The organism is Pseudomonas chlororaphis subsp. chlororaphis, from assembly GCF_003945765.1.
Classification (GTDB): Bacteria; Pseudomonadota; Gammaproteobacteria; order Pseudomonadales; family Pseudomonadaceae; genus Aquipseudomonas; species Aquipseudomonas chlororaphis.
This window is the reverse complement of sequence record NZ_CP027712.1, coordinates 1,525,953-1,538,388: the sequence shown is the minus strand read 5'-3', so window position 1 is coordinate 1,538,388 and position 12,436 is coordinate 1,525,953. Positions and strand designations below refer to the sequence as shown.

Here is a 12,436-nt window from a genome sequence, read left to right as displayed (position 1 = left end):
ACAAAGTCCCCCCTGCTATCAGCTATGATTTTCCATCACTCGCATAGAGGGGCCGGATATGGAAAAGCTGAGTTTTCAAGCTAAAAAAGCCTACTTCGCCAAGCATCGTAAATCCAACTTCAGCGCCAGTCTGCGCCTTGAAGGTTTCGCCACATCGCTCAACGATGAGGAATGCAGACTGCCCTCACGCAAAGCAGCACTCAAAGCCGTTCAACAACTCAAAGTGTGAATATCGACAAGTACGGCGTTGGCCATGACCCGGATTGCTACCCGGGAACCGATGTCCTGAAAAACCTCCTGGATTTGCGTGATGAGCGAGACCTCAACGAGGCAGAACGCTATCTCACCGAGAAGTGCGCAACGCAGTTCGAATTCCAGGAACCGCCCTACAGTCTGGCAACCTTGAAAGACATCCATCACACGCTGTTTTCGCGGATCTACAGTTGGGCAGGCGAACTGAGAACCGTGAAGATCAGCAAGGGTGGCAATCAGTTCTGTATCCCCGAGCGCATCGAACCGGAAGCGACCAAAGAATTCAGCCGGCTCAAGGCAGCAGGCTGGTTTGACGGTTATTCACGTGAACAGCTGGTAGTTGCCTGCGCCGAGTCTTACGGAACGATCAACGTCCTGTATCCCTTCAGGGAAGGCAACGGGCGAACCCAGCGCATCCTTTTCGAATGGATCATCGTCAACGCCGGCTATGAAATCGATTGGTGGGCGGTTGACCAACAGGAATGGGTTGCAGCCAACATCAGTTCATTCCACGGCAATGATCACCATCTGAATCAGATATTCGAGCGCTGCATCGGTATGCCGATTCAAGAAGACGTTCATTCATAGCCCGGAACTGCAACGATCACTTGTTGAACGATCACGGCCCCTCTGTAGATGAGCTTGCTCGCTACAAGAATCGCGGTTACTGCGCCAACAGCGCCTGGATATCGTTGAACAGCGCGCGGGAGATCTTTACGCCGTGTTGCGCGCTGCGGGCCCTGGCTTCGAAACGCCGCTGCGACGGCAGCCGCGCGCCCTGCCCCGTGATGGCCGCGAACAGTCCTTCGGCGCGTTCCAGACCCTTCTCGTAGTCCTGCCCCAGAAACACCTGCGGATCGAACGCCAGGATCAGCTCGCCATGGCAAGGCGCGGCGCCGACACCGGCGTCGAAGGCCATGGACTCGGCGCTGGTGAGGTCGCCGATCAAGGCGCCGGCCAGCAGTTCGATCATCGCCGCCAGGGCTGAACCCTTGTGCCCGCCGAAGGTTTGCATGGCGCCTTGCAGGGCCGCCCTGGCATCTGTGGTCGGTTGGCCCTGGGCGTCGATGGCCCAGTGTTCGGGGATAGCCTTGCCTTGGCGCGCGTGCAGTTCGATATCGCCGCGGGCGATGGCGCTGGTTGCGAAGTCGAACACGAACGGCTGGCCCGCCGGTCGTGGCCAGGCGAACGCCAGGGGGTTGGTGCCAAACACCGGTTTGCTGCCGCCGGCCGGCGCCACCCAGCTGTGGCTGGGGTTCATGGCGATGCCCACCAGCCCCTCGGCGGCGATGGCCTCGACCTCCGGCCACAGAGCGGAGAAGTGGAAGCACCGTTTGATCGCCATGGCCGCCAGCCCCTGGCTGCGGGCCTTTTCCGCCAGCAATGGCAAGCCGGTCTGGAACGCCAGCAAGGAATAACCATAGTGCGCATCCACCTCCAGCACGCCCGCGGAGATAGGCCGCAGGCTCGGCTCGGCCAGCGGGTCGACCTTGCCCTCGCGCACGGAGCGCACACAACCCAGCAGGCGGTACACCCCGTGGGAGTGGCACTCGTCGCGCTGCCCCTGGGTGATGACCTCGGCAATGGCCCGGGCGTGGGCATTGGACAGGCCGTGGCGGGTCAGCACCTTGAGGGACAGCTCATGGACTTCGGCGAGGGAAAGAGTGACGAGATCGGACATGGGGCTTGTGCTCCGATAAAAACCGTGGGGGCCGGGAAACCCGGCCCTATGGGGTTGAGGGTGAGAACGCTGCAGGCCTGCGGCCTGACCGCAGCCTGCAGCAGTGGCTACAACGGGCGCTCGCCGTTGAGACGCTGTGGAACCTGCCAGGGGTTGTCGTTGCGCAAAGCCTGCGGCAGCAGTGCTGGCGGCAAGTCCTGGTACGACACCGGGCGCAGGAAACGCTGGATCGCCAGGCTGCCCACCGAAGTGGTGCGCGTATCCGAGGTGGCGGGGAACGGCCCGCCATGGACCATGGCATGGCCGACTTCGACCCCGGTGCCAAAACCGTTGACCAGCAGGCGGCCAGCCTTGCGCTCCAGCAACGGCAGCAGTTCCCGGGCTTGCGGATGGTCGTCGTCACTCAGGTGCAGGGCGATGGTCAACTGACCTTCCAGGCTCGCCAGCAGCGCTTTCATCTGCGCGACATCGCTGCAACGCACGATCAACGAGGCCGGGCCGAAGACCTCCTCGCGCAGTGCAGCGCGGGCCATAAAGGCCTCGGCCGATGTGGCGAACAGCGCGGCACGGGCCTGATAGCGCTGGCCATCGGCGCCCTGCCCCAAGGACTCCACCTCGGTATGCCGCAGCAGCCGCTCGACGCCCTGGCAGTAGCTGGCGTGGATGCCTGGCGTCAACATGGTCTGCGCCGACGCCACCTTGAGCGCGGCTACCGCCGCGGCTTCGAATGCGCGCAACGCCGGGCTGTCGACCGCGAGGAGCAAACCCGGGTTGGTGCAGAACTGCCCGGCGCCCAGGGTCAGGGAGCCGACAAAGGCCTGGGCGATGGCTTCGCCGCGCTCGGCCAGCGCATTGGCCAACAGCAGCACCGGGTTGATCGAACTCATCTCGGCATAGACCGGGATCGGTTCCTCGCGGGCCGCGGCGATCTTCATCAGCGCCACGCCGCCGCTGCGCGAACCGGTAAAGCCCACGGCCTTGATCCGACTGTCCGCCACCAGCCCCTGGCCGATGCTGCGGCCGGCATCGAACAGCAGCGAGAACACCCCTTCCGGCAACCCGTGGCTGTGCACTGCCTGCTGGATCGCCTGGCCTACCAGTTCCGAGGTGCCAGGGTGCGCCGAATGCGCCTTGACCACCACCGGGCAACCGGCGGCCAGTGCCGAGGCGGTGTCGCCGCCGGCCACGGAAAACGCCAGGGGAAAGTTCGAGGCGCCGAACACCGCCACCGGCCCGATGGCGATCTGGCGCAGGCGCAGATCCACCTTGGGCAAGGGTTGGCGCTCCGGCTGGGCCGGGTCGATGCGCGCCGCCAGGAAGCTGCCGTCGCGCACCACCGCCGCGAACAAACGCAGCTGGCCTAGGGTGCGCCCGCGCTCGCCTTCCAGGCGGGCACGGGGCAGGCCGGTTTCGCTCATGCAGCGCTCGATCAGCTCATCACCGAGGGCGAGGATGTTGCCGGCGATGCTCTCCAGGAACGCCGCCCGTTGCTCCAGGCTGGTTTCCCGGTAGCGGTCGAATGCCGCTTCGGCCAGGGCACAGGCGCGCTCCAGGTCGTTCGGGCCGGCGCCGCCAAAACCCGGCGCCAGGATCTCGCCGGTGGCGGCAGCCAGCGCATGCACTTCGCCGTGGCCACCCCGCACGCGGGTTTGGCCGATCAGCAGTTGTCCTGTTACAGGCATGGGTTACCTCTCTGAATAAATGGCGTGAGCTGAATGGATGCCTGGGCCGTGCTCATTCGTCTGCCCCTTCCAGCAGCAGCTTGCTGCCTGGCACCCCGGTATTGGCCCCCCAGTAGTAAATGCACAGGGCCATGAGGGTGACGACCAGGGTGTCGTAGGGGTGAGTGAGCACGCCGATCCCGCCGAAGCTGCCCAGGTAGGAAATGACCATGGTCAGGGCGTAAAAGGCGATCAGCCATAGGGACGAACGCACCTGTTCGGTCAGGCTCAGGTGGTCGGTGGGTACCAGGCGCCTGCAGCCCAGGTAGATGACGAACATCAGGATCTGCAGGCCCAGCAGCCAGGACACCGTGCTCCAGCCGGACCAGTAGACGATCAGCGCGGCGATGACGAAGGACACCGGTCCCAACAGGCCGAAGCCGCTGACCCGGAACGGCCGCGGCAGGTCCGGCGCACTCTTGCGCAGCGCCGCCACACTGATCGGGGCAATCGCGTAACTCAGCACCAGGGCCGCCGACACCACATTGATCAGCGCTTCCCAGGACGGGAACGGCAAGGTCCAGAACACCGACAGGCCGAAGGTCAGCCACAGCGCCGGGCGCGGGATGCCGGACTGCTCGTCGATGCGGGTGAAGATCTTGAAGAAGGTCCCGGTCTTCGCCCAGCCGTACACCACCCGTGGCGTGGCGTTCATGTAGATGTTGCCGCAGCCGCTGGGAGAAATCACCGCGTCGGCCACCACCAGGTAGGCCAGCCAGCCAACACCCAGGGTCAGGGCGATGTCGCGGTACGGCAGGGAGAATTGCTTGCTGATACTGCTCCAGCCGTTGGCCAGCATGTCGGTGGGAATGCTGCCGAGGAACGCCAGTTGCAGCAGGCCGTAGATCAGGGTCGAGAGCAGGACCGAAAGGATCAGCGCGATGGGAATGGTGCGCTGTGGATTGCGCACTTCGCTGGCCACCGAAATGATCGGCGTCAGCCCCAGGTAGGCGAAGATGATGCCGCCGGCTGAGACCGCCATTTCGATGCCGGACAGCCCAAAGGGAGCAAAGCCCTGGACGTGGAAATTCTCCGCTTTGAAGAAGGTGAACAGCACGCCGATGACCAGCAGCGGCACGACGAACTTGAACAGGCTGATGAAATTGTTGGATTTGGCGAAGGTCTTGACGCTGGAGTAGTTGAGCCAGAAGAACAGGCACAACAGGGCGAACTGCACCAGCCAGCCGATGATGGTCGGGTTGCTGGTGCCGGCATGGGTCAGCCCCGGAAACCAGGCCGCCGCGTATTGCCGCGCCGCCACCACTTCAATGGCCACCAGGCTGGAAAACGCGATCAGGGTGATAAAGCCCATCAGGTAGCCCAGCAGCGGCCCATGGGAGAACACCGGATAACGCACCACCCCGCCCGCTCGCGGCAGGGCCGCGCCCAGTTCGCAATAGACGATGCCCAGCAGCAGGACGGCGAAACCGCCGAGCAGCCAGGAGAAGATTCCCGCCGGCCCGGCGATGGCCGAGACATGGCTGGCGGCGAACAACCAGCCGGAACCGAAGATCGCCCCCAGGCCGATGAAGGTGAGGTCAACCAGAGAGAGCTGTTTCTTGAATTTGCCTTGGCCTGACATAGGCGCGCCTTCTTATTGAGTTATTGGAGTAGGCAGATCGAATGTCGCGCCGGCCTCCCGTGGATGGGATACCGACGTGGTGAAACACGGCACTGCGCGAGTGCCTGATGGTTCTTCTCGTGGACCAGGCCGCCCCGCGAGCCGCTGCGCGGGGGCGTCCTGTCGGCTGGCTTTTACAGACCGACGTCCGGCAACTGCGGACGCTCGGCCAGGGCCTTGGCGACTATCGCCTTGACCTCGGCCAGGGTCTCGCCCTGCAGGGCCAGGCGCGGTGGGCGGGTGATCGAGGAGCCGCGACCGACCAGTTCCTCGCAGAGTTTGATGCACTGCACCAGGTCCGGACGCGCATCCAGGTGCAGCAACGGCATGAACCAGCGGTACAGCGCCAGGGCTTCCTCGAAGCGCTTTTCCCTGGCCAGGCGGAACAGGGTTTCGCCCTCTTTCGGGAAGGCGTTGGACATCCCGGAGACCCAGCCTTCGGCGCCGACGGCGATGCTTTCCACCACCACGTCATCCAGGCCGGCGAACAGCACGAAGCGATCGCCCACGGCATTGCGCAGGTCGATGAAGCGCCGGGTGTCGCCGGAGGAGTCCTTGAAGCAGACGATGTTTTCGCAGTCCTGCAGGGCGATCAGCACGTCCGGGGTGACGTCGTTTTTGTAGATCGGCGGGTTGTTGTAGACCATCACCGGCAAGTCGGTGCCGGTGGCGATGGCGCGAAAGTGCGCGGCGGTTTCATGGGACTTGGCCGAATACACCAGGGCCGGCATGACCATCACCCCGTCGACCCCGACCTTGGCCGCTTCGCGCACCGTGTTGCGGGCGAACTCGGTGGTGAACTCGGCGATCCCGGCGATCACCGGTACGCGGCCGCCGGCGGCGTCCTTGGCGACCTCGATCACCGAGAGTTTTTCCGTGGTGCTCAGCGAGGTGTTTTCGCCCACGGTGCCGCACACCACCAGGCCCGACACACCGTCGGCCACCAGGTTGCGCATGACGCTGTGGGTGGCGTCCAGGTCCAGGGAAAAGTCGGGGTTGAACTGGGTGCTGACGGCAGGGAACACACCGCTCCAGTGGATGGCTTTACGGCTCATGGTCTTGTCCTTATGGGGTGAGTCGGTCGGGGCCGACAGGCGTTGGAAACGAAAAACAGATTCCGCCTTTCGCCGCCTCGCAGCTTGAGGTTTTTCCCGCTCAAGCAAGACGAAATCGGCACATTTGCCCAACCGTCCACCGACCTTTTCCGCCCATTACGCCTTCGCACTACCCTCCTTCGACCCGCCTGAAATCCCCTGCACCAGCAGCCGCACCGCACACCTGTAGCCGCTGCCGAGGTACGAGGCTGCGATCGGCTGCGCAGCAGTCGTAAACCCGGCAATTCGGTTTGTCAGAGAGACCGAGGACACAAGACTGGCGGCCGCTTCGTCGGAATGCCGCCCAACCCGATCGCAGCCTCGTACCTCGGCAGCGGCTACAGGATGGGCGAGCTTCATCACTGTGCCGATTTCGTCATCCGCCGCAGAGAAAACCCACAAGCGATGCAGCCCTTTCCCGAGCCACTCTGTAGGCCTTTTCCGTCAGGTGCTGCCATGAAAAAAATAACCGTCATCGATTCACATACGGGGGGCGAGCCGACTCGCCTGGTTGTCGACGGCTTTCCCGACCTGGGCAACGGCTCGATGGCCGAACGGCTGGCGATCCTGCAAGAACGCCACGATCGCTGGCGCACGGCTTGCGTGCTGGAACCGCGGGGCAGCGACGTGCTGGTGGGGGCCCTGCTGTGCGCCCCCCAGGCGGCGGATGCCTGTGCCGGGGTGATCTTCTTCAACAACAGCGGCTACCTGGGCATGTGCGGCCACGGCACCATCGGCCTGGTGCGTTCGCTGTATCACCTGGGGCGCATCGAACCGGGCGTGCACCGCATCGAAACCCCGGTGGGCACCGTCAGCGCCACCCTGCACGACGACCTCTCGGTCAGCGTGCGCAACGTGCCGGCCTACCGATACCGCAGCGGCGTCGAACTGCAACTGCCCGGCCACGGCAAAGTCCGTGGCGATATCGCCTGGGGCGGCAACTGGTTCTTCCTGATCAGCGAGCATGGCCAGCGCATCGCCCTGGATAACGTCGAAGCCCTGACCCACTACACCTGGGCCGTGCGCGAAGCCCTGGAGACCGCCGGCATCAGCGGCGCCAACGATGGTGTGATCGACCATATCGAGCTGTTCGCCGACGACCCGCAGGCCGACAGCCGCAACTTCGTGCTGTGCCCCGGCAAGGCCTACGACCGCTCCCCCTGCGGCACCGGCACCAGCGCCAAGCTGGCCTGCCTGGCCGCCGACGGCAAACTCGCGCCCGGGGCGACCTGGCGCCAGGCCAGCGTGATCGGCAGCCAGTTCAGCGCCCACTACGAACAGGCGGGCGAGCAGGTCATCCCGACCCTTCGCGGCACCGCCCATATCAGCGCCGAAGCCACCTTGCTGATCGAAGACAGCGATCCTTTCGGCTGGGGCATCGTCTCGTGAGCCAGCCGGCCGAAGCCGACGTCCTGGTGATTGGCGGCGGCATAGTCGGGGCCGCCTGCGCCCATGAAATGGCCCGCCGCGGCCTGCGGGTACGGGTGCTCGACAACGCCAGCGGCGGTGCCACCGGCGCGGGCATGGGCCACCTGGTGGCGATGGACGACAACCGTGCCGAACTGGCGCTGAGTCACTACTCCATCGGCCTGTGGAACCAGCTGCGCGCGCAGCTGCCGGCCACCTGCGCCTACCGCAATTGCGGCACCCTGTGGCTGGCCGCGGACGCTGCGGAAATGGACCTGGCCCGGGCCAAGCAAATCAACCTGACCCAGCACGGCGTGGCGGGCGAATTGCTCGACAGCGCGACCCTGGCTGCACTCGAGCCCCTGTTGCGCAAAGGGCTTGGCGGCGCCTTGAAAATCCCCGGCGACGGCATTCTCTACGCCCCGGCCACCGCCCATTGGCTGTTGCACAACACGCCGGGGATCAGCTGCGAGCGGGCCACGGTCAGCGCCATCGCCGACCACCGTGTGGAGCTGGATGACGGCCGCGTGCTGCGTGCCGAGTACGTGGTGTTGGCCAACGGTCTGGCGGCGAAGAACCTGCTGCCGGAGTTGCCGCTGCGGCCGAAGAAAGGCCATCTGCTGATCACCGATCGTTCCCCCCGGCAGGTGTCCCACCAACTGGTGGAACTGGGCTACGCCGCCAGCGCCCACGCCAGCAACGGCACCTCGGTGGCGTTCAATGTGCAGCCACGGCCGACCGGGCAATTGCTGATCGGCTCGTCCCGGCAGTTCGACAGCCTCGACCCGGCCATCGAGCCCGAAGTACTGACCCCAATGCTGCAACGGGCCGTGGCCTATCTGCCGGGGCTCGCGCAATTGAACGGCATCCGCGCCTGGACCGGCTTTCGCGCCGCCACCCCGGACGGCCTGCCGATCCTTGGCCAACACCCACGCCACACAGGCCTGTGGCTGGCGGTCGGGCATGAAGGCCTGGGCGTCACCACCGCCCCCGGCAGCGGCCGGCTGCTGACCCAACTGCTGCTCGGCGAACGGCCGGATATCGACGCCCAGGCCTATCGCCCCGCACGCTTCGCCGAGCTGAACGCCTCCCTGACTGGAACCGCCCCATGATCATTTACCTGGACCGTCAGGCGCTGACCGTGCGCGATGGCCTGAGCGTCGTCGCTGCCGTCGCCGCCAGCGGCGACCCACGTACCCGAACCTCCTGCAGCGGCCAGCCCCGGGCGCCCTTCTGCGGCATGGGCATCTGCCAGGAATGCCGCATGACCATCGACGGCCGGCGCCAACTGGCCTGCCAGACCCTGTGCCGCGAAGGCATGCACGTGGAGCGCACGCCATGAATCAACAGCGCCTGAGCTGCGACATCCTTATCGTCGGCAGTGGCCCGGCCGGCCTCGCGGCGGCCCGGGCGGCGAGTCGCAGCGATCTCTCCATCGTCCTGCTCGACGACAACCCGCGCCCCGGCGGCCAGATCTGGCGCAACGGGCCGGGCGTCACGCTCGCCGGCATCGCCCGCGACGCCTTGCAGGTGCTGGAGCATCCTCGGTTGCGTTACCTGCCGGGCACCCGGGTGGTGGCCGGCGCCGGCGCCAATGCCCTGCTGCTGGAAAATGCCGAGCAGGCTTTGCTGGTCCGCTATCAAAGCCTGATCCTGTGCTGCGGCGCCCGCGAACTGCTGCTGCCCTTCCCCGGCTGGACCTTGCCCGGAGTGACGGGTGCCGGGGCCTTGCAAGCCCTGCTGAAAAACGGCCTGACGCTGGCCGGCGAGCGCGTGGTCATCGCCGGCAGCGGGCCGTTGCTGCTGGCCAGCGCCGCCACCGCCCGCCAGGCCGGCGCCCGGGTGCAGGCGGTCCTGGAGCAGGCCCCGCTGGCCGCACTGGCGACATTCGCCGCCGGGCTCTGGCGCTGGCCGGCCAAGCTCGGCCAGGCCGCCGGGCTGGCCACCACGGCCTATCGCTACAACGCCCATGTGCTCGAAGCCCTGGGCGAAGACCGCCTGCAAGCGGTGCGTATCCAGCAGGGCGAGCAGGTTCGGGAAATACCCTGCGAACGTCTCGCCTGCGGTTTCGGGTTGGTGCCCAACACCACCCTGGCCAGCCATCTCGGCTGCCAGCTGCAAGCCAACGCCATTGCCGTGGATCGCTACCAGGCCACCAGCCTCGCCCAGGTCTACGCGGCCGGCGAATGCACCGGGGTCGGCGGCAGCGAACTGGCGAGGGTCGAAGGCGAGATCGCCGGGCTGGCCGCCAGCGGGCAGACCCGGGAGGCCATCGCGCTGATCCAGCGTCGGGCCCATTGGCAGGCTTTCGCCGAGCGAGTGCGGGAAACCTTCGCCCTGCAACCGGCGCTTCTGCGACTGGCGCGAGCTGATACGCTGCTGTGCCGCTGCGAGGATGTGCCCTACTCCGCCGTGGCTGGCGAAGCGGGCTGGAGCGAGGCCAAACTGCACAGTCGCTGCGGCATGGGCGCCTGCCAGGGGCGAGTCTGCGCCACGGCGGCACAGGCCCTGTTCGGCTGGACCGCGCCGACGCCACGAGCGCCCCTGGTGCCGGCGCAGATCGAGACGCTGCTGATGGAATCGTCGACGCCCGGCGTGAAGTGAGGCGCAGACCGTTGCCGCGGGCCGCCCGCCAACGGCGCCGCGCAATTCAAGGATGAGCCAGTAGACCCAAAGTCGCGGGGCGCGCCCCGCCCCACAACAAGAGCAGCCCTTGATGATCGATACCGCTCAGCTGCACCGCCTGCCCGAAGCCATCGCCAGCCAGGCGCCCGAGGATATTCACAGCCTGCTGGGCAGCATGGCCCTGGTGATCCCGCTGCTCGACACCCTGCCCAACGCGGTGTTTTTCATCAAGGACCTGCAAGCCCGCTACCTCACCGCCAACCTGACCCTGGCCCAGCGCTGCGGCTTCAAGAACGTCGCGCCGCTGCTGGGCAAGACCTCGGCCGAGGTGTTTCCCGCCGTGCTCGGCCCGGTCTATACCGAGCAGGACCAGCGCGTGCTGCGCCAGGGCGTCACCATCAAGGGCCAGCTGGAACTGCACCTGTACGGCAGCCGCGAACCCGGCTGGTGCCTGACCCACAAGCTGCCGCTGCACGGGCGCGACGGGCGGATCATCGGCATGGCCGGCATCTCCCTCGACCTGCAGGCCGCCCGCGACGCGCACCCGGCCTACCAACGCCTGGCCGCGGTGGACCGGCATATCCGCGAGCACTACAACGAAGCGATCCGCCTCGACGACCTGACCCATATCGCCGACCTGTCCATCGCCCAGCTGGAGCGCTACTGCAAACGCATCTTCCACCTCACCCCACGGCAGATGATCCATAAGGTGCGCCTGGAACACGCCTCGCGCCTGCTGCTCGGCGAACTGCCGATCACCGACGTCGCCCTGCAATGCGGCTACACCGACCACAGCGCCTTCAGCCGCCAGTTCAAGGCGCTGACCGGCGTCAGCCCACGGCAGTTCCGGCAGAACGCCGCGCACTGAAGCACTCCACGAGCCGGCTCGACTCAGCCTCGGCCAGAACAGTCTGCGCCCGGGCAAATCGTTGCATGGTTGTTCCCATCGCCAGGGCACACAAGGCCGCAGAACCCGGATGAATTTCGTGAACGCCAGGACCTGCGATGAATTATGATGCGCGCCCTTTCGGCTCGCGTTTCAGCGCAGGCTCACAGCGCCCCCTCGTTCGTAATCCCAGGCCAGGAACCCTACATGCTTCACCTCAGGAGCTTCACCCGAACGCTGCATCGGCAGCAGATCGATGGCGTGACCTTCCATTTCGATCCAGCCCATCGGCACGAACTGGACCCGCTGCTACGGCGTTTTCTGGCCAAGCCCGAGCAATATCCCACGCTGGATATTCCGGAAGACACCCGGGGCGTGTTCCTGCTCGAAGGCGAACGCCAATGGGTACTCAAGCGCAACCGCCTGACTCACTGGAAAAAGCAGCTGCAGAACTTCCTCGGGCTCAAGCGCAGCTTCGGTCTGCACGACCTGACCAATGAATTCATCAACCTGTCGGTGGTGTCGGGCAAATCCGCCCTCTCGCCCCAGATCTCGGCGTTTGGCTACAAGGGGCGTTTTCCGTTCCTGCGCGAAGAGTACTTGCTGGTGGGTTTCTGGGCGGATCATTGCAGCGTCGACGACCGCCTGCTGGCCCATCCCGAGCAGGCTGAAACCCTGTTGTCGGCGATCTTCCGGCTGTTCGGCCAGATGCTCGACGACGACTTCGTACACATGGACCCCCACCCGAAAAACATTCTGGTCGCCGCCGATGGCCGCCTGCGCCTGATCGACTTCGAGTGCTGCGCCCACTCGGTACTCGACCGCGACTTCAGCCTGGGTTTCCTGCTGGGTTACTTCTACCGCTTCTGGTTCCGGCGCTTCATCGCGCAGCAGGATTACGACCGGCTTTGCGAGGCCTACCTGCACGCGGAGCACCCCAACCTGGATCGCACCGTCTTCCAGCCGGTGTACCAGCGCTTTCGTGACCGAACCGTCTCACGCAGCACGCGCTACCGCATCCTCACCTGCGCCCGGGCACAAGCGGCGTTCCAGCGCGAAATCAGCGGTCCCTGAAGCCAGTCCGCTACCCCGTTCATACCGCTCTCGACAAGCGAAGGCGGGGAGTGAGTCAGGCAAAAAAAACCGGCG

The 12,436-nt window shown here is 65.7% G+C and carries 12 protein-coding genes; 8 read left to right on the top strand and 4 right to left on the bottom strand.

Annotation, left to right across the window (positions count from 1 at the left end; genetic code table 11):
• Positions 1-58: 58 nt before the first annotated feature.
• Together C4K27_RS06935 and C4K27_RS06930 are read left to right on the top strand one after the other, a co-directional pair.
• Positions 59-229, top strand: coding sequence for a YhfG family protein (locus C4K27_RS06935; protein WP_114759830.1), 171 nt, complete (start codon positions 59-61; stop codon positions 227-229).
• Positions 172-840, top strand: a complete 669-nt coding sequence (locus C4K27_RS06930; protein ID WP_053259921.1) for a Fic/DOC family protein — start codon at positions 172-174, stop codon at positions 838-840. The genes C4K27_RS06935 and C4K27_RS06930 overlap by 58 nt, the downstream gene beginning before the upstream one ends.
• Positions 841-916: 76 nt before the next feature.
• On the opposite strand, the gene C4K27_RS06925 is transcribed toward C4K27_RS06930, so the two are convergent.
• From C4K27_RS06925 to C4K27_RS06910, 4 genes are all read right to left on the bottom strand, one after another.
• Positions 917-1,933, bottom strand: a complete 1,017-nt coding sequence (locus C4K27_RS06925) for an Ldh family oxidoreductase (RefSeq protein ID WP_053259920.1) — start codon at positions 1,931-1,933, stop codon at positions 917-919.
• A gap of 107 nt (positions 1,934-2,040) precedes the next feature.
• Positions 2,041-3,615, bottom strand: a complete 1,575-nt coding sequence (locus tag C4K27_RS06920; RefSeq protein WP_053259919.1) for an aldehyde dehydrogenase (NADP(+)) — start codon at positions 3,613-3,615, stop codon at positions 2,041-2,043.
• 52 nt (positions 3,616-3,667) lie between these two features.
• On the bottom strand, positions 3,668-5,236 hold the full coding sequence (locus tag C4K27_RS06915; RefSeq protein ID WP_053259918.1) for an APC family permease: 1,569 nt from the start codon (positions 5,234-5,236) through the stop codon (positions 3,668-3,670).
• Positions 5,237-5,409: 173 nt separating this feature from the next.
• Complete coding sequence (locus C4K27_RS06910) at positions 5,410-6,330, bottom strand: dihydrodipicolinate synthase family protein (RefSeq protein WP_053259917.1); 921 nt, start codon at positions 6,328-6,330, stop codon at positions 5,410-5,412.
• Positions 6,331-6,825: 495 nt separating this feature from the next.
• Between C4K27_RS06910 and C4K27_RS06905 the strand changes: the two genes are divergently transcribed.
• The 6 genes from C4K27_RS06905 to C4K27_RS06880 all read left to right on the top strand — a co-directional run bounded on the left by C4K27_RS06905 (position 6,826) and on the right by C4K27_RS06880 (position 12,361).
• Complete coding sequence (locus C4K27_RS06905; RefSeq protein WP_053259915.1) at positions 6,826-7,758, top strand: 4-hydroxyproline epimerase; 933 nt, start codon at positions 6,826-6,828, stop codon at positions 7,756-7,758.
• On the top strand, positions 7,755-8,888 hold the full coding sequence (locus C4K27_RS06900; RefSeq protein WP_053259914.1) for an NAD(P)/FAD-dependent oxidoreductase: 1,134 nt from the start codon (positions 7,755-7,757) through the stop codon (positions 8,886-8,888). Before C4K27_RS06905 ends, C4K27_RS06900 begins: the two co-directional genes overlap by 4 nt.
• Complete coding sequence (locus C4K27_RS06895) at positions 8,885-9,118, top strand: 2Fe-2S iron-sulfur cluster-binding protein (protein WP_053259913.1); 234 nt, start codon at positions 8,885-8,887, stop codon at positions 9,116-9,118. Before C4K27_RS06900 ends, C4K27_RS06895 begins: the two co-directional genes overlap by 4 nt.
• On the top strand, positions 9,115-10,380 hold the full coding sequence (locus tag C4K27_RS06890; protein ID WP_053259912.1) for an NAD(P)/FAD-dependent oxidoreductase: 1,266 nt from the start codon (positions 9,115-9,117) through the stop codon (positions 10,378-10,380). The genes C4K27_RS06895 and C4K27_RS06890 overlap by 4 nt, the downstream gene beginning before the upstream one ends.
• Before the next feature lie 112 nt (positions 10,381-10,492).
• Positions 10,493-11,269 carry an AraC family transcriptional regulator gene (locus C4K27_RS06885; protein WP_053259911.1) on the top strand — a complete coding sequence of 259 codons (777 nt, stop codon included), beginning with the start codon at positions 10,493-10,495 and terminating at the stop codon, positions 11,267-11,269.
• Positions 11,270-11,494: 225 nt separating this feature from the next.
• Positions 11,495-12,361, top strand: coding sequence for an AarF/UbiB family protein (locus C4K27_RS06880; RefSeq protein WP_053259910.1), 867 nt, complete (start codon positions 11,495-11,497; stop codon positions 12,359-12,361).
• Positions 12,362-12,436: the final 75 nt, after the last annotated feature.

Excerpts from the sequence above, each read along its gene's own strand:
- C4K27_RS06890 (WP_053259912.1), top strand. The coding sequence starts at position 9,115 with ATGAATCAACAGCGCCTGAGCTGCGACATCCTTATCGTCGGCAGTGGC.
- C4K27_RS06880 (WP_053259910.1), top strand. The coding sequence starts at position 11,495 with ATGCTTCACCTCAGGAGCTTCACCCGAACGCTGCATCGGCAGCAGATC.
- C4K27_RS06925 (WP_053259920.1), bottom strand. The coding sequence starts at position 1,933 with ATGTCCGATCTCGTCACTCTTTCCCTCGCCGAAGTCCATGAGCTGTCC.
- C4K27_RS06915 (WP_053259918.1), bottom strand. The coding sequence starts at position 5,236 with ATGTCAGGCCAAGGCAAATTCAAGAAACAGCTCTCTCTGGTTGACCTC.
- C4K27_RS06895 (WP_053259913.1), top strand. The coding sequence starts at position 8,885 with ATGATCATTTACCTGGACCGTCAGGCGCTGACCGTGCGCGATGGCCTG.
- C4K27_RS06920 (WP_053259919.1), bottom strand. The coding sequence starts at position 3,615 with ATGCCTGTAACAGGACAACTGCTGATCGGCCAAACCCGCGTGCGGGGT.
- C4K27_RS06935 (WP_114759830.1), top strand. The coding sequence starts at position 59 with ATGGAAAAGCTGAGTTTTCAAGCTAAAAAAGCCTACTTCGCCAAGCAT.
- C4K27_RS06905 (WP_053259915.1), top strand. The coding sequence starts at position 6,826 with ATGAAAAAAATAACCGTCATCGATTCACATACGGGGGGCGAGCCGACT.
- C4K27_RS06930 (WP_053259921.1), top strand. The coding sequence starts at position 172 with ATGCAGACTGCCCTCACGCAAAGCAGCACTCAAAGCCGTTCAACAACT.
- C4K27_RS06910 (WP_053259917.1), bottom strand. The coding sequence starts at position 6,330 with ATGAGCCGTAAAGCCATCCACTGGAGCGGTGTGTTCCCTGCCGTCAGC.
- C4K27_RS06885 (WP_053259911.1), top strand. The coding sequence starts at position 10,493 with ATGATCGATACCGCTCAGCTGCACCGCCTGCCCGAAGCCATCGCCAGC.